General features: G+C 40.3%; 14 protein-coding genes. All 14 read right to left on the minus strand.

Going from position 1 to position 16,286, the window contains the following annotated elements; genetic code table 11:
• Positions 1 to 110: 110 nt before the first annotated feature.
• A complete protein-coding gene (locus tag V7K38_RS11875) occupies positions 111 to 1,502 on the minus strand; it encodes a PP2C family protein-serine/threonine phosphatase (RefSeq protein ID WP_334857977.1) in 1,392 nt (463 codons plus the stop codon).
• Between the two features lie 1,386 nt (positions 1,503 to 2,888).
• Positions 2,889 to 4,526 (minus strand): signal recognition particle-docking protein FtsY, encoded by a 1,638-nt coding sequence (gene ftsY, locus V7K38_RS11880; RefSeq protein ID WP_334857979.1) that lies wholly within the window; start codon positions 4,524 to 4,526, stop codon positions 2,889 to 2,891.
• A 257-nt stretch (positions 4,527 to 4,783) separates the two neighbouring features.
• Positions 4,784 to 5,425, minus strand: a complete 642-nt coding sequence (nusB, locus tag V7K38_RS11885) for a transcription antitermination factor NusB (RefSeq protein WP_334857981.1) — start codon at positions 5,423 to 5,425, stop codon at positions 4,784 to 4,786.
• Positions 5,426 to 5,547: 122 nt separating this feature from the next.
• Complete coding sequence (locus V7K38_RS11890) at positions 5,548 to 6,312, minus strand: DUF502 domain-containing protein (protein WP_334857983.1); 765 nt, start codon at positions 6,310 to 6,312, stop codon at positions 5,548 to 5,550.
• A 496-nt stretch (positions 6,313 to 6,808) separates the two neighbouring features.
• A complete protein-coding gene (locus tag V7K38_RS11895; RefSeq protein ID WP_334857985.1) occupies positions 6,809 to 7,717 on the minus strand; it encodes a glycosyltransferase family 2 protein in 909 nt (302 codons plus the stop codon).
• Between the two features lie 106 nt (positions 7,718 to 7,823).
• Positions 7,824 to 8,666 (minus strand): hormogonium polysaccharide biosynthesis protein HpsJ, encoded by an 843-nt coding sequence (hpsJ-B, locus tag V7K38_RS11900; protein WP_334857987.1) that lies wholly within the window; start codon positions 8,664 to 8,666, stop codon positions 7,824 to 7,826.
• 263 nt (positions 8,667 to 8,929) lie between these two features.
• Positions 8,930 to 9,583 carry a TIGR04282 family arsenosugar biosynthesis glycosyltransferase gene (locus V7K38_RS11905; protein ID WP_334857989.1) on the minus strand — a complete coding sequence of 218 codons (654 nt, stop codon included), beginning with the start codon at positions 9,581 to 9,583 and terminating at the stop codon, positions 8,930 to 8,932.
• A gap of 32 nt (positions 9,584 to 9,615) precedes the next feature.
• Positions 9,616 to 10,263 carry a pilus assembly FimT family protein gene (locus V7K38_RS11910; protein WP_334857992.1) on the minus strand — a complete coding sequence of 216 codons (648 nt, stop codon included), beginning with the start codon at positions 10,261 to 10,263 and terminating at the stop codon, positions 9,616 to 9,618.
• Between the two features lie 26 nt (positions 10,264 to 10,289).
• Positions 10,290 to 11,282 carry a glycosyltransferase gene (locus V7K38_RS11915; RefSeq protein ID WP_334857994.1) on the minus strand — a complete coding sequence of 331 codons (993 nt, stop codon included), beginning with the start codon at positions 11,280 to 11,282 and terminating at the stop codon, positions 10,290 to 10,292.
• 15 nt (positions 11,283 to 11,297) lie between these two features.
• Positions 11,298 to 12,278, minus strand: a complete 981-nt coding sequence (gene hpsE, locus V7K38_RS11920; RefSeq protein WP_334857996.1) for a hormogonium polysaccharide biosynthesis glycosyltransferase HpsE — start codon at positions 12,276 to 12,278, stop codon at positions 11,298 to 11,300.
• A gap of 22 nt (positions 12,279 to 12,300) precedes the next feature.
• Positions 12,301 to 13,260: a hormogonium polysaccharide biosynthesis glycosyltransferase HpsE gene (gene hpsE, locus V7K38_RS11925; protein WP_334857998.1), complete on the minus strand. Its 960-nt coding sequence runs from the start codon at positions 13,258 to 13,260 to the stop codon at positions 12,301 to 12,303.
• 215 nt (positions 13,261 to 13,475) lie between these two features.
• Positions 13,476 to 14,150, minus strand: a complete 675-nt coding sequence (locus V7K38_RS11930) for a pilus assembly FimT family protein (RefSeq protein ID WP_334858000.1) — start codon at positions 14,148 to 14,150, stop codon at positions 13,476 to 13,478.
• 36 nt (positions 14,151 to 14,186) lie between these two features.
• Positions 14,187 to 15,209 (minus strand): hormogonium polysaccharide secretion pseudopilin HpsC, encoded by a 1,023-nt coding sequence (hpsC, locus tag V7K38_RS11935; RefSeq protein WP_334858001.1) that lies wholly within the window; start codon positions 15,207 to 15,209, stop codon positions 14,187 to 14,189.
• Between the two features lie 324 nt (positions 15,210 to 15,533).
• Positions 15,534 to 16,280, minus strand: a complete 747-nt coding sequence (gene hpsB, locus V7K38_RS11940) for a hormogonium polysaccharide secretion pseudopilin HpsB (protein ID WP_334858003.1) — start codon at positions 16,278 to 16,280, stop codon at positions 15,534 to 15,536.
• Positions 16,281 to 16,286 lie beyond the last annotated feature (6 nt).

Genomic DNA, 16,286 nt, shown 5'->3' on the forward strand with positions numbered 1-16,286 from the left:
TATTTGGGCGATCGCGACGGAAATTTTAAGAAAAAATAAATTAAAAATTAAATTTAGTGCCTGAATACCAAGTTACCGAACCACTCTTAGGTTAGGGTTCTAGGTACGAACTATAAGATTTGCAGAACAACTAGTGTCATATCATCAGTGTTTTGCTTATCAGCACCGATGAACTGCTGAACTTGGTCAAATAGGTAATCGACAATTTCCTCTGGCCCATTGCAGTACTTGCAAGCCGTATTGAAGCCAGCGACAAAATTATCTTCATCGAAGCGATCGCCACCAGCCGCCGCCGCATCGGTCAAACCATCTGTATAGTAAATAAGTGTATCACCAGGCTCTAACTGTACCTGAGCATCTTCATATTGGCTGTTAGCATCCAAGCCGATTAGCATTCCTAGAGTATCTAAACGGCTAACCGTTTTCGTGGCTGCGTGCCACCATAAGGGAGGATTGTGTGCCGCATTGCTATAAGACAAAATTCGGCTATGGGGATTATATTCTGAGTAAAATAGGGTTACAAAGCGGTGGGAATTTTCTAAATCCGCATACATAACTCTATTCAAGTTTTGCAGAATTCTTGCTGGGGAATTACCATGTAACACTTCTCCCCGTAGCATTCCCCGCATCATCGTCATAATCAGCCCAGCAGGGACACCTTTGCCCATAACATCTCCAATCACCAAACCCCAGCGACTAGTTTCTGTATCGCCTTTAGTCTTTGAGCGAATCTTATTCTGATTGGTAGCAATAAAATCGTAGTAGTCTCCGCCGACGCGATTAGCAGGTTTACAACGTGCTGCTAAAACTGCACCAGGGATTGTGGGGCATTGACGTGGTAGAAGTCGCCGTTGAATTTCTGCGCCAATTTCTAGTTCTTGATCTAAGCGTTCTTTTTTTCTTAGTTCTACAGCTAGTTCATCGTTTTCGATCGCTACTGCTGTTTGATCTGCAACTAATCTAACTAACTTTTGCCTAGTTTCTGTCCAACTATATTCTGGATCGCGGCTCAATACATAGAGCCATCCCCTCTCTGTATGCTTCACCAGAATCGCCGTACCAAATATTTGTACATCTGGCCCCAAATAACGATGCATTTGGTCATCCAACATCCCCGTCGCATTGGCTAGAGGGGCAGTATTTGGCAAGAGTGTGATTTGACTGCTGGCTATTTCTAGCGCTTTGCGGATATTCTTGCGCTGTCCACTATCTTGCCAATGTAACTGTTCTAACCTGACTTGACCATTAGGTTTGTAAAGAAACAAGGCGCTGCCGTCTGCATCTGTCACTCTTGTTGCCATTAGCGGGATCAGTTCCAAAAACTGATTCAAATTATTGAAACTTCTCAGGGCAAATCCTAAAGAACTGAGCAAATCTTGAATTTTGTTCTGTTCCCGGTGCAACCTTGCCACAAGTTCTTTGAGTGCTACGACTGGTGTGACATCCGTCGTGGCACTACTATTGTTTTCAGTGGGTTGAGAGGGCAGTTGAGACACAGGCACAGGTACTATTGCACTTTATATTGGCAGATTTTAGATTACTTATTAGCTTTTTGGCTTTGGTATTGCTAAACCATATTTAGACAAGACTTGTCAGTTTAGCAAGAGTATAAAGACGTAACAGGCAACTTTTATCAGTATTTTATTTGCTTATTGTATTTTTGATGCAATATTAGTCATTTCAAATCATGTATTTTTAGTTAAAATCTAACCCGTAAAAATTACTAATTTCGGTGATAGTTCCAGAAAGCTTTTCCTTTTTTCATAACTTAATTCCCAAAGCATATCTCTCAAGTCATAAAAATACTTTATTAAAAGAATAATTTATAACGCTTTTAGGTGACTCTTTGGGCATAGGCAACTAGGAAAATAGAAGTTTTTTGAGTGAAAATCTTTATAAGCACTTAAATCGAGCTTGGTTTGGTAAAAAACAGACTTAGATTTATTCCCAAAGCTGAAAATATGTAAATAAGTCTTTAAATACTTAATTTGTATACCATAGTTGCTGCGATCATTGCCAATGATGACACTGAATCTAGAAAAAAAATCTTCCAAGAACTTGAAACCAAAAATCAAAAACGGTGTGGTTATTTAATCATCAGAATTCAAACCTCTGGATTACCTACAAAAATATTTGTAGATATTTTCGCAAGTTGGATCTGAAAATACACCAGGGGGTGTTAAGCGGCCTACTTACACGAATTCGCTTTTTGAGTCGACAGTAGACGATTTTCCGAAGTTCTGATGGTCGGAAGCCGTCCTTTTGGCAGGTGCTAGGCAAACAAATGATGCTCGTACTCCCACTTTTAAGTAAGTTACGTGCAGTTTTCACAACTCGCTAATGCAGCCGTTTCAATTTGCCATAGCCAATAATAAACTAACTGCGGAGGTCAAACAAAACATCCCGCAGTACTGGAGCTAACGCAAGTGATCCGGATTGTCCGTGAGCTTGCACTTAATTATTACTCCTTCTCTCTTAGCGTACTTGGCGTACTTGGCGGTTCGTTTAATAATTAAGTGCATCTTCAGAGCGAATAGGTATGACTCCAAAATTACTCACTGCTCAGACTGCTGTCCATCCCACAATAGTTGTAATAGTTGTATTTATGGGGGTGAACATCTAGCCTACCCTTTAAATTGCTACAAAATGCAAGTTTATAGGTGTTTGTGTGTAACAACCAAATGTCCGTGCTGCTATACACAAAAGCCATTTAGGGCGTGAGAAAAGGGCATTAGCTTGAAATTTTAGCAAAAGTCACCCATGTATTATGACAAACTTATGATTTTAGAACTTGGACTATTTCTAGTTAGCTCAAGTGATAATACCAGAACGCATATCACTAAATTTATCAGTTTGTCAAGAAAAAATCTTAACTCCCAATTGTTCAATTAGCCACTCAAAAGAGCTTCGACAAACTCATAGCTCGAAAAGGGGCGTAGGTCTTCAATTCCTTCACCAGCACCAATAAAACGAATTGGTAAACCTAGCTGTTGCACAACGGCCAGGGCAACACCGCCTTTAGCAGTGCCATCTAGTTTAGTTAAGACAACGCCACTTAATTGGGCAGCTTGGGAGAAAACTTCGGCTTGCCGTAGCCCATTTTGCCCTAAAGTGGCATCTAGAACCAATAGCGATTCTACTTTGGCATTTGGGGCTTTTTTGTCGATAATGCGCCGGATTTTACCGAGTTCGTCCATTAAATTTTTCTTGTTTTGCAGTCGCCCAGCTGTATCTACCAGAAGTAATTCTGTTTGCCGCGATTGGGCAGCTGCGATCGCATCAAACACAACTGCTGCCGGATCTGTATTTTTCCCAGGATTGGCAATTACTTCTACACCACTTCTACTACCCCAAACCTTCACCTGTTCGACGGCGGCGGCGCGGAAGGTGTCTGCTGCCCCAATCAAGCATTTATAACCAGATTTTTGCCCCAGGTGGGCAATTTTACCGATAGTGGTGGTTTTACCGGCACCATTCACCCCAGTGATTAACCAAATATTCAAGGTTTCTTTTTCTAGGGTAAAGCTAGTTTTATTCGATGCAATGCTTGGTGCATCCAGCATATCCCGGAGAATTTTTTTCAGATAAGCGATCGCTTCTTCCGGTGCTGTAACTTCTTCTCGAAGTTTTATTTGTAGGGCATTTATAATAAAATCTGTCGCCTCTACACCGACATCAGCTTGCAGGAGCAATGCCTCAATTTCTGTTACAGCAGCTTGGTTAAGTGGCCCTTGACCAACGATTGCCTTCAGTTGGTTGAGAATACTCCGGCGAGTTTTGTCTAATCCTTGCCGGAGCTTTTTCAGCCAGGTAATCTCTTCAATAGAAACGTCTTCTGGATTTCTACCTTGAGCGGCTAAAACTTTCGCTGACCAAACAAAGCCATCATCAAATACTAGTCCGGGAATTTCCTCTTTGATCTCTGTTGTCGCCGCTATTGACTGTACTACTTCTGGTTCTGGGACTTCAATGGCGGTGGCTATTAATTGATCCAATTTTGCTTGCCGTTCTGCCGCCGCCCGTTCTAAAAAGGATAAGTTAGCTGGTGCTGTTGGCTGCGTTACCTCTAGCGTAGGTGTTTGTTCAACTTCACTTTTTGTTATTTCTGGGCTTTCGACATCTGCTTCAACAATTGCAATTACTGAAGACTCTTCTGTAATTTCTTCCTCAGTAGCAGTTTGGATAATTTCTGGCTGTACTGTTTCTAGGGTTGGACTAACAGGTTCTTCAGTTGCTACTGATTCAGTGATTTCCGCAATTGCCGTTTCTACAGTTTCAGGTTCTGATAAGGCATTTTCTGAATCAGGTGGGGTTTCGACTACCTCAACCTGTTGTTTTTGCTGAATATTTTTATAAGCAGCTTTCGCAAACGCCAACAAGTCTGCTGTTGTGTCTGGTGCAGTTTCAGCCGTTGAGATTTCGGCTGGCTCTGGTTGGGGTTTTTGTGCAGGAATTTCTTCCTGTTTTTTATCAGAGGGAGTCTCAGAGGAATCGTTATATTGACGGCGGAACCAATTAAAAACCATTGCAGCAGTATTAGTTATATGAGTTATAAGTTATAAGTTATGAGTTTAATTTAACTTTGCACTTTTTCTTGGGGTGAAAACTCCCTGGTTATCCTCACCTTTCAACACCAGTTTGAGGAGAATCGGTACAACACCAAGTTCTACTCCGTTCGAGCAAGGTATCCCATTAGAGGAAGTTCCGCTTGGAGGAAGCCGCAGAAGCGGCTATAGATTTATCTCCATAGCAGTATAGGAATTACGAATTACAAATTACGTTACTATGCTGTTTTTTTCTGCTCAGTGACTCGGCGCAAAACACCGTTAATAAACCGATGACCGTCGTCTCCACTGTAGCGTTTGGCTAGCTCCACAGCTTCGTTAATGGCAATGCTGTCTGGAACTCCTAAGAACTTCATTTCTGCCACAGCGATTTGCAGGATATCGCGGTCAATTTGGGCGAGGCGATTTACTTGCCAATCGACTAAGGCAGTAGAAAGGAGTTCATCTATAATGTGTCGATTTTCGTTGACGGTGATCACAAGCTCTTTAGCGTAATTACGGACTCCCTTATCCTGATTAGCTAGCTGAATCAATTCGGGGAAATCAACTGCTGTACCCAACTGATTGATTGCTGTTTGGGTGCAAGCGATCGCTTCTTGAAGCATTGCTCTGGCAGAATCGAGGTCTGATGCGCGAGTTTGGCTACTTAAGATGCGATCGTTACTGCGTTGCAGTTCCCCTGCGGCATTATCGAGGGTATCTTGCACTTCTGAAGTCAGGGTGCGTACTGCTCCTAACACCAACTTGGATACTAGTTGATCGTCTGGTAATGTATCTAATTTTTTGGGGTTGACTGGCAATTGGCTAAGGCTTAAAAGTGCCAATTCACGAGCAATTTGCTGCGGTTTACGAGGTTGCATAAAAGTCTGGGGTGATTGTGCGAGAACTGATGAACTACGCTGGGCAAACTTATAATTGTATCAATTTTCGCACAGTCAAACAATAACATTACGCATTTGCTTGTGACTTTGCCAGATTGATTTTAAGTTTCTTCAACGTGAATAACCTGCTGGTTGATTTCGTCGTGTTTCACTTCTATTGTGGATTCTTGTGGGAAAACCAAATGTGTATTAGGGGCGACAATACCACCGGATACAACTATTTTAAAAGCGTCTTCAATGGACATAGAGAGATTTACCACCTCGTCTTCAGGAACAACTGCGTACCATCCGGTAGTTGGATTCGGGGTGGTGGGGATAAAAACACTTAGCACGGGGCGAGACATCTGGGCTTGGATATCACTGCTGATTGCACCAGTGACAAAAGCGATCGCCCAAATTCCTCGGCGGGGATACTCTACCAAAATTACCCGGCGAAACTTGCCATTAGAATCTTTTAGTATTGTTTCTAAAAGCTGTTTGAGAGTTTTGTATACCTGTCCTGCTAAAGGAATTGCCTGTAAAAACCGCTCACCAAAATCTAATAACCACCGCCCAGCAATATTACGAGCCATCAAGCCCATCAATAAAATACACAGAAGTGGCACAGCTAATCCTACTAGTAAATTCAGTAAATTTACTAGAATTGGGTTTAACCCATCAAAGGGATTCAGTTGTTTGGGAATTTGAGTGAGGAAGTTGATTACCCAATTAGCAATGGTAATAGTCAGCCAGATAGTGGTTGCTAGGGGAATTACTACCAACAAACCAGCAATCAGGTCGTTTTTTAAGTCCTGTTTTAGGCGATCGATTACCAAGCCCCGATTCTCCTGTTTTAAGCTAGAGGAACTTTTGTTATTGGTATCCATACCAGCAAATTCGTCAAATAGCAAAGGCTTTACTTGAAGCAACTTCTGCCGCAAGTAACTATCTAAAAGGCTAGCAGCTTCCCTGCTACAGCAAAAACACGTACTTGTTGCTGTAAATCAGCTATTTTCCTACAAGCATACACATAGATATGAACTAATCCGATGGCGGCGGGTTATTCTCAGACTTGTAAATGATTATTGCAAGTCATTAGGTATTACTAATCTATCGCGCTCAATCAAAAGCTGCTCATGATTGTGAAAGTACCACCAGGTGAACTGAGGAATTATTTTATATGGTCAGTCACTGACTTTTGATCGGGAGCGGCTTTTATGAAAATTGTCTGTTAAAAATATTAATTTATTATGGTGGTTTTGTTTAAATGTCAAAAGCGATAGGGTAGCACAGCTAGCTGTGCTACCCTAAGTCTAAAAATTCTGATTTTGCGATCGCTACTCGTCGATTTTACTGGTAATCCTTCTAACTTGCAGTCTCTATTTATGCCATATCAGCCTGTGTAGTTTCCGAATCCGCGCCTTGTAACTGTTGTGGATTCTCTTGTGCCAGAATTGTTGTTACATCTAAATTTGGTTTTGGTAGATACTTCATTTCCCAGACTTTAAGCAAAATCAAGTATTCGTAGAATGCTTGCAATGTACACCAGGCAAGTCCAGCGTGTCCATCTAAACATCCGCCTAACATAAAATACATATATAAAAAGCGTAGCAACGGTCTAGCAGGTAAACGCAAAGACAAATCTTTCAAAGCGCGGCGTTTTTCGACTTCCGATTTGCCAAAGAATAAATCTTGCCAGTTGACCTTTCCCTGTTCTAGCTGATACAACGTTTCTTGAGCTTCATCTGTAGAATAACGGTTATGCTTATCAATCCAACGGCTCAAACCTTTGCTACAAGTGTAGTGGGGGTATGTTTCTTTTAAAAAGCTAGTTGCACCCTCACAAACTTCCCGCTCAGTATGACCGTAGTCTGTAAACCAGACTTTACCGTGGCGGAAGAGACGCATTTGGTAACGCGGATACTGTGTGCTGTAACGAATCCAACGATTCATGAACATGACACGTTCAGCCACATAGTAACCGATGTAATCTTGATTTTGACTGGCTTTTTCGCATTCCGCGAAAAGTTCTGGTGTCATGCGCTCATCAGCTTCGAGAATATAAACCCATTCGTGCTTAGGGGGGATAGATTCTAACATCCAGGTGCGTTGGCGACCGTGGCTTTCAAAAGCGTGTTGGACAACGCGGATGGGATAGCTACTGGCAATTGCCACAGTGCGATCGCTACTGCATGAATCCACAACAATGATGTCATCCGATAGCATCGCTGATTCGATACAAGCAGCAATATCTAGTTCTTCGTTATATGTCAGTATGTAAATTGAGAACATTACCCAAGTTTTATAGCGATTTTTTATTGTTATTAGCTATTAAGCGCATGGCAGTATAACCGTTCATAATTTTTTCGATCCGTCTTACTGCCATGCCAATAGTAGATTAGCGGGCGGTAGCTCTAGGTTTACCACCTTGTACAGCACCCCTACCTTTTAAGCCTGTCCAGCCGATAATAATGTAACCAATGGATAACAGCAAACTGCTAATCCCAATCCGCAGTCCAGACTTCCAAGCAGTATCTTTAGCTTGTTGCTGTGTATCTTCTCTGCGCTGGCGAACTTGGCTCAATTGTTGAGTTCGCAGCGTCTGAATATCTGTTTGTTGTTCGATAGCTTTGTCAAGTGCTTGAGGATCTGTTTTAGCCTTTTTCAGTAATTCTTTGATATTTGGAGGAATTTGAGAGCTATCAAGCGCTTGCTTATATTTTTGATCGTCCTTGAGGATTTCACTAAACTGAGCTTTGGTTTGGGTTCGCAGTTGATCTAGTTGAGCTTTTCCTTGCTCAGTATTCAGTTGTGCTTGCAATTGCGATAACCGATTGTTCAGTTGAGCTTCGGCCTGATCTGCTTCTTGGGCGATTCGATTGAGTGTTTGAGTCTTAGCCTGATTGACGTTATTGAGGTGCAGGGGAAAAATCAGCAAGAACATCAACCCTAAAATACTTGAGAGAATCACGGCGGGAAATCTTAAATCGATCCCTTGGGGGCGATCGCTTCCTGCATCAGCATTTTCGATCCAATAGGCAGCAAACAGCAGCCCTAGTCCTACTAGAGGAACAATCCCCCGATCGACTAACGCTGTTGCCAAGTTAATTTGCCATACCCGATCGGTTGGTTGAAAGGGTAACAATAGAATCAAAAAGTCCACAAAAAAGGACAAAATGCAGATTATTCCAACTACCTTAACTGTAAGGGCAGTACTCACGGAAGTAAAACGGTTAACCATAGTTTTTCAAACTGGCGGTGAATACGAATGATTTTCATATTTCAAGTTACTTGAATATTGTGCCAATCACCGTGACTGTTGTGTAAAAAGACAAAGCAGATTCAATACTGGTAAAAGCTATCTGCCTCTTGGTTTTCAACTAGGCCACAGTAACATTTGTTATGTACAGTGTCTTCAGGAAATTCTTGGTATTTTAAGATACTCATTATTTAGATCCCCGACTTCTTGAAGAAGTCGGGGATCTGGGCAGCAACTTTTATTTTTTACCCTATTTCCCTCATCTCCCCCGCAAGGGCTTGTTCCCAAATCGGCAGATCCTCTGGTCGGTCAATATCAGCTAAAGACGACAAGTTTATGTATGATACATGAAGTTTCTGGGCAATATCCACGGTTTTCTGGAATACTTGAGCAGTTCCCCACTCAATGTTAATGAATAACTCCCGGATGGGTTGGCGCAAACCAATTAGGTAATATCCACCGTCGATCGCAGGCCCAAGTACAAGGTCAAAAGTGTGTAATTTTTCAAAGGCTGTCGCTAAAATCTGGGCATTCACTCCAGGACAATCTGTACCGATGATAATTACTTTTTCTGCACCAGATTGAAAAGCATCGAAAAGCGATCGCGCCATCCGCGAACCTAAATCCCCTTCACCTTGAGACTGGTAAACCAAATCTAACCCCAGCCAGTCTTGCATCAGTTGCAAATCGCCACCCGCAAATCGCACTTCCACAGATATGGCAATGGCTTTTTGCAATTCTTGAACCTGAAATATTGTATGTTCAGTCATCTCCCGTTGAAGATTGGCAGCACCAATATTTCCTAAAGCAGGTATCAATCGGGTTTTTGTCTTACCTGGTTCTGGATAGCGACTAAAAATAATCAGGTGCTGTTTTGGGCTTGCTGGTAAGTTCAGCACAAAATACCTTGTTTGAATCAACTAAAAATATCTTAATAGCAATACTTGTCACTTTCGTTGGCTGTAGCATTTTCTTTGCCCGTTCGCATAGCCCCCAAAAGTGTAGAAATATACACACAACGTCTAGCTTTCCCAGCATTCAAGCTGTAGAAGGTTATCTGTCCTAATCCAGCGATTGTACACTGATTTCCAATTTCAGAGATAGGACAACCCTGGTAATTAAATAAAACTCGCCATATTTGCTGTGAAGGATGTTTACGTAAAGTTGTTTCCTTTTTTCCTTTATTGTTTTCCTCTTGATCAATGCGCGTATTTGGCTCAAGGTTATGCCATAAGCTGTCATTGTTTTTAACAACATCAGGAATGAATTGTTCTGCTTCTGCTTGATGAACTGACCATTGAATGATATCGTTTTGGATGCGAAAGCTAGCTTGCCAAGTCAATTTTTTCTTGGTGGCTTGACCTTGGGCTTGGCGCATAGCAAGGTAAACTTGGTTTTGTGCAGTGTTGAGGCGGCGAGTCTCCACAAAAGCTAGCCAGTTGGGTATTCCTAACGTGGCTAATATACCAATTAATAAGACAACCACTAAAATTTCTGGTAGAGTAAAACCACTACTGGAGTCTTTATTAAAAACATTTCTTGTATTAACTATAGACGGTAAATACACCCGTATATCCATTTTTTATTCTGATTTTTTTCAGCTATTTAACTGTTGAGCAATATTTTGTTTTTTTGGTTTTTTACTTCGCCTTGCTTAGTAAGACTGTATAGCAAGATAGGGACTATAATAATTATGAGAATTTTCAATAATAGTTTGGAGGTGAAATTTATATTTTTAAGTCTTGAAGGATCGTTAAGAAAATAATTCCACAAAAATATAGCAGATGCTAAACCTTTTTGTCGATTCAACGGTTTTTGTAAGGCTTTACATGTCAGGTATTTGTATAAATTTGCTAGGCTTATATTCCAACTATTCTTAAGTGTAGAAGGTTTGTCTTTATAGGCTTTTTTAAGCACTTGTAAGCAGTATTTTTCCTGCTTGATAAGATTGGAAGAAACGGAATTACCACTCATACGGTACAATATCTGTACAGATGGTACACAGATAAAATCAAACTTAGAGGCTAATCGTAGCCACATATCCCAATCCTGAGCCGCATTTAGAGACTCGTCAAAGCCACCCAATGTAATTAAAGCTTTTCTACAAATCAAGGGATTGGAACCATTCTCTAGAAAATTATTTAGTAACAAATTTTCATAAATATTTCCTTTAATATTGACGCGCTTACCTGAAAGTATAAATTCGCCATTTTTATCAATATAATCAGTCCAACTATAAGCTACTTTTGCTGTAATGTTTTCTTGCAAAGCCTTCAATTGAGATTGAAGTTTATCACGTGTCCACAGATCATCCGCATCTAAGAAACTAACAAATTCTCCAACTGCACGCTGTAGACCTCGGTTGCGGCTAACGTTTCCGCCAGCATTAGGAAAAGAAAATACTTGGATTCGGGAGTCTGGGATTTGTGTAATAAGTTTTAAAGTTGAGTCTTGGGAACCGTCATTAATTATAATTAATTCTAGATTCCTAAAAGTTTGATTTAGAACAGATTGAATTGTATAGCCAATAGTTTTTTCGCTATTATAAGCAGGTATAATTACAGATATTTTTGGTGATTTAGAGCTTGATTCAATCATTATTAACAGGCTAATTTAATTTTTTAACCCTCTGCCCAAATTAGATTTTAAGTAGTAAATAGGACTCATCATACTAGCCAGGTAAAACTCTATCTCAAAAAGAGCAATTAGATTAGTTTTAAATTGCCCTCTATACTGAATTAAGTGCTGTAATACTCGACGTAAATTACCTAAAATAGTTTTCAAAAAAACTATTGGTTTTTGCCAATTTTTAGTATTTATTAAGCGTAGCTGGAAAATACACAAGCCACAACCACGCGCCAGCGTTAGTAGGTAATCTCTTTCTAATCGCCAATGCGGTATTTGATGATAAGTATGCATAGTAGGGTTATACCAAATTTGCCAGCCTGCGTAATGTATATAAAGCAATGGTTCATAGTCATCACCCTGCACCAAAATACCAGGCAATTTACCGCTTAAAGTTGGTCGTTGTGGTACATTTTCACACCATACTTGTTTCCTGACAACAAGCGCCGCTCCAGGAGGAAGTCTTAAATTTTCTGCATCAAATAAATGTGGATTTGATCCATGTTCTCTGATAGCTAAAAAAGCTTGAATTCTTTCAAAATTTTCTGGTGGCTTTACTTCAAAATCTCCATGAATTTGACCACTCCAAGCACCCGCTTGAGGATGCTCTAATCCAAAGATATATGCTTGGGCTAACCAATCAGCAGCAGGTAAGTTATCATCATCTAAAAACGCTATTAGCTCACCTCTTGCCTCACGTACTGCCCGTAATCGTGCAAAAGCGGCTCCCTGCTCAGATTCTAAAAAATATCTTAAACGACAATTTCCATCATATATTTTTTGATAGTTCTGAATGATTTCAGATGTGTTATCAGAACTATTGTTATCTACAATAATAATTTCCCAGTGAAGTTGTTCTACTCCTATCTGGTTTAAGAGTTTATCTAAGATTTTAGGTAAGCGAGTTGCTCCATTGTATGCAGGAATAGCTACGCTAACATCTAAATTTTCAACTGCTAATTCAGCCATAATACTTAAATATTTTGATAAATTATTTTTTTAAATACCCGTTTTTCCAAAGATAGAAAGGGCTAATGAAACTACTTAAAAAAAGTTCCATTTCGCAAGCAACTACCAAATCTTGTTTTAACTTAGTTCGATATTTGAGTAGGTGTAAAATAATTTTACGCAGGTCATTTATCATATAAGATAAAAGAGCTACTGGCCTATATATCTGTTTTATGTTAACCATTCTAGTTACATAACGGCTAAGTCCAATTCCTCGAAAAAATGGAATTAAATAATCTTTTTGTAAACGAAATTTGGGAATTTTGTGAGAAATTTCCATTTCTGGGTTATACCAAATTTCCCATCCTGATTTTTGGATGTAAGACAACATTTCTAAGTCTTCACTGGTAAGCATATTACCTTTAACTCTACCAGTTAAAATACATTTATCTGGTACACTTTCTAACCAAGCTTGTTTACGGATAACAAGTCCAGCAGACGGTGGTAGTAATTTTTTAGCTGCTTCATATAATAGTGGCAAATTACCTCGCTCTGTAATTGCTAAGAATGGGGCAATTCGCTGGAAGTTTTCTGGTGGTTCTACTTCCCAATCAGGATGAATTTGGCTGCCATAAGCTCCCGCCTTTGGGTATTTTTCACCAAAAGTATAAGCTGCTGATACCCAATTTGAGACTGGGTAGTTGTCATCATCTAGAAAACCTATGAATCTACCTTCTGCTTCTGCTACTGCCCTTTTTCGGGCATAAGCTGCTCCCTGTTGTGCTTCAAAGCAATACTTTAGAGGGTAAGGAGACTGCCAATTTTTTTGATAGGTTTGAACAACTTTAGCTGTGTTATCAGTGCTGTTATTGTCTACAACTATAATTTCCCAAGAAAAATTTTCGGTGTGAAGTTGGTTTTGTAATCGTTCTAGTAGTTCAGGCAAACGACTTTCACCGTTATAAGTTGGGATAGCTACAGTAAAGTCAAGGCAATTGTTCATTGCTCTAAAGTTATATTTCTAAGTGTGATGCTCTTTATAGTATGCTCAAGTGATGAAGATACGACAAAATGTTACAATTTTTCCTTGTAGTTAATAATCAGTCAAATATATAAAACCAGATATAATGCTACCTCCCTATCAATTTTGCTATCTCTACCTCTATTTTATATACCGTATTTTTAGGGATCTTTTGTATTTTATTGATACAAGTGTATTTAATTGCAGTCACCATCTTTTTTCCTAAAAGTTGCGCCCAAGAGAGTGTCCACAATGAGGCATCGTTTTAAGCTATTAGAGGATGATCCAGAAGCCAGCACAATTTTTAAACCTGGTGCATCTGTTGAACCTGCCGCGATTGTACCAAAGTAGGCATTTGGTAGAGTACCGAGATAGTCAAAGGTAATAGTGTGTGGTTGAGTAGAAGCGTATGGTGTAGACTTAGTGTCGGATATAGTGCCAATTTTGTTTGGAGTATCAATGTTAGTACTCAACACCACTGAGCCGGCTGGAATTTGCAAATCTCCGCCCAAGCTTTGCCAGCTATTGTCAGTTAAGGCAATACCAGAGGAACTGCTGGGATAAACAGCAACTTTTATTACATTGGTGCTATTAGTTGTAAAACTGACACTGTAGCTAAGTTTGGTCTTTTTAGCTGCTTGCTGTGCTTGCTGTATGGAGGCTAAAACAGCATCTTGAGCTTTATTCAAGCGTTGTCGGTTCACAAAGGAAAACCAGCTAGGAACTGCGATCGCTGATAAAATTCCGATTATTAGTACCACTACAAGCATTTCTATTAAGGTAAAGCCAGAATCCTGTTGAGGATGAAATCGCTCCTTGGTATCTTTATTACACATCTTGGTGTGTAATAACTTTAAAGTTAGGTTGCCCATAATGCCCCACTATTAGTTGTGCTGTGTATATCAAGTTTATTTAGTAAATAAATATCCACGTCCCTGTACGCGGCGGTTTGCTGTCGGAAAGTAGGTTTGGTTATTTTGAGAGTAATCAAAATTGCTATTTTGCAACCGAGCTAGTGCATTACCTCGTAAAAACACCTGTGCTGTTGTGTTGGGAACATCAATGCAAGCATAAAAGCCCATGAGACTAACTGGGCTAAGTATTCCAGTGGGGCAAGTAGGATTTGTTGCAATAGAGGTTTGATCGATAAAATCGACTAATACTACAGGTTGTTGAGTGTAAGTTGTCGAGGCTGTAGCTTTCCATGAATTCATTTTGTTAGTTAGACCTGTTGCTCCTGCTAGATTCAGGTTAAAACGCTGAAAACCTGCATCGGGGCAGTGGCTGGTGTCGATATATATGTCATTTGAATAACCAGTACAATTTCCAGCAGTACCAGTAGTAGTACCACTAGCAGCCAGAACTCCATCACTAATTTCAAATCTGGCAATACGAGCCGCTTTTGACCAAGTAGTACTACTATCTTTGATTAAATAGTAGGCAACTAGTGAGTAAACAAAAGTGTCATCTATTTTGTTTGCTGGAGTGCTGCCTGTAGTGCTGCTGGAAAGTGTAATCGCACCTGAGAGAAACTTGCGTTTCCAAAACACCAGAATTGGTTGACAAGTAGAAGAACTAGTACAAACACCAGCTGGTTTAACAGGCGGTATTTGGTCTTGAATTCCTGAGCTTGCTGCTACACTATTTGAATTAGTAGTGAGTGCAGTTTTATCATATATGTAGATAGCTTGTTGTAAATCATTGGTAATGTAATCAAGTGCTGTCTGGATTTCTTGTTCAGAATTTGCTTTGGCTTGCTCCTTTTGATCTGTGGTGAGAATATTAACCATGAATCCTAGTAGTGGTGTAAGCACGAGGAATGCCAGCAATAAGGCTACTAAAAGTTCTATCAGGGTAAAGCCATTAACTTGCTGAACAAACTTAGAGTGTTTCAGCTGAATGCTGAGAAAAAATCTGAGTACATTCTTCATAACTACGGTCTGCCCCTTAGAGGATGTTTTAAAAGTATTGGGCGAATATAATATCACTACTACATAACCAAAGTCCACCTCCGTGGACTAATACAAATTCAAAGATTTGTTAACCCTGCGGAGGCAGGTTTTGTCTGTGTAGCCCCGACTTCTAATCGCCCAGGCGAATACAATTCGCTATAGCGGTTCTCACTTCAGTGAGGTACAAGAACCCCACCCCCAACCCCCTCCCCGCAAGCGAAGAGGGGCTATGATGTACTTTATGTCATTAGGAAACGCTATAGTAAACATTGAAAAGTCAGCTTAAAAGCTGACTGCACAGGATTAATTACAAGTGTTGTTACTAGGAAGAGGAGTGGTAGGAGTGGTAGGAGGAATATAAATTGCAAGACGCTGACACAGAGCATTGAAGGAAGTATTTTTAGAAGCAATTACAGTGGTCATTTCCACTAGTGGGGATTGGGTATTGCCTAAACTCCCAGTGAAAGGGTTTTGTTTTTTATTGCTACTACTGTCGCTAGCGTTGACAGGTTTAGTAAAGTTAATATCTGACCGATAAACTCGAATTCCTAAACCGTAACCATCGATTGGTAGACCTGTTGCAGTATTAATTGGGGTACTTCCTGCTCCTATAATTTTTACAGCCTGAATGTAAAATAGGGTACTTGGACAGATTGGGGTAGTTGGGGCAGTAATAGTTAGGTTGTTGTTTGCGTCTTTTGTCACGCAATATAACGATGTTGATGTTGATGCTGTAGGAACTGGCATATTTGTGGTGGTAAGTAAATTGTCAGCTAAACTCCTGGTTGCATCGGTTGATTGAAGCAATGTAATAGTGGTAGCAGGGGTTGTCACTGCTCCGGTTTTCACACCATCAATGAAAGTTCTGGCAGCTTGTGTGGCTAGTTCCACGCGTTTTGATTGGACGCGAGTTGCTGTTGCAATCACGATTGTAGGTGCGATCGCTGCCAGTAAAATAGCAACCACGATTATTGCTACCAGTGACTCAATGATCGTGAAACCAGCTTCACCAGATGGGTGACTTACTTGCTGTTGTTTGTGCTTAATCATAGTTAC

Source organism: Nostoc sp. (assembly GCF_036917465.1).
In the GTDB taxonomy this organism is placed as follows: Bacteria; Cyanobacteriota; Cyanobacteriia; order Cyanobacteriales; family Nostocaceae; genus Nostoc.

Bases quoted from the DNA above. Each gene is read 5' to 3' on its own strand.
- hpsC (WP_334858001.1), bottom strand. From the start codon at position 15,209: ATGAAGAATGTACTCAGATTTTTTCTCAGCATTCAGCTGAAACACTCT.
- V7K38_RS11910 (WP_334857992.1), bottom strand. From the start codon at position 10,263: ATGGATATACGGGTGTATTTACCGTCTATAGTTAATACAAGAAATGTT.
- hpsE (WP_334857998.1), bottom strand. From the start codon at position 13,260: ATGAACAATTGCCTTGACTTTACTGTAGCTATCCCAACTTATAACGGT.
- ftsY (WP_334857979.1), bottom strand. From the start codon at position 4,526: ATGGTTTTTAATTGGTTCCGCCGTCAATATAACGATTCCTCTGAGACT.
- hpsE (WP_334857996.1), bottom strand. From the start codon at position 12,278: ATGGCTGAATTAGCAGTTGAAAATTTAGATGTTAGCGTAGCTATTCCT.
- V7K38_RS11930 (WP_334858000.1), bottom strand. From the start codon at position 14,150: ATGGGCAACCTAACTTTAAAGTTATTACACACCAAGATGTGTAATAAA.
- hpsB (WP_334858003.1), bottom strand. From the start codon at position 16,280: ATGATTAAGCACAAACAACAGCAAGTAAGTCACCCATCTGGTGAAGCT.
- V7K38_RS11890 (WP_334857983.1), bottom strand. From the start codon at position 6,312: ATGGATACCAATAACAAAAGTTCCTCTAGCTTAAAACAGGAGAATCGG.
- V7K38_RS11915 (WP_334857994.1), bottom strand. From the start codon at position 11,282: ATGATTGAATCAAGCTCTAAATCACCAAAAATATCTGTAATTATACCT.
- V7K38_RS11895 (WP_334857985.1), bottom strand. From the start codon at position 7,717: ATGTTCTCAATTTACATACTGACATATAACGAAGAACTAGATATTGCT.
- hpsJ-B (WP_334857987.1), bottom strand. From the start codon at position 8,666: ATGGTTAACCGTTTTACTTCCGTGAGTACTGCCCTTACAGTTAAGGTA.
- nusB (WP_334857981.1), bottom strand. From the start codon at position 5,425: ATGCAACCTCGTAAACCGCAGCAAATTGCTCGTGAATTGGCACTTTTA.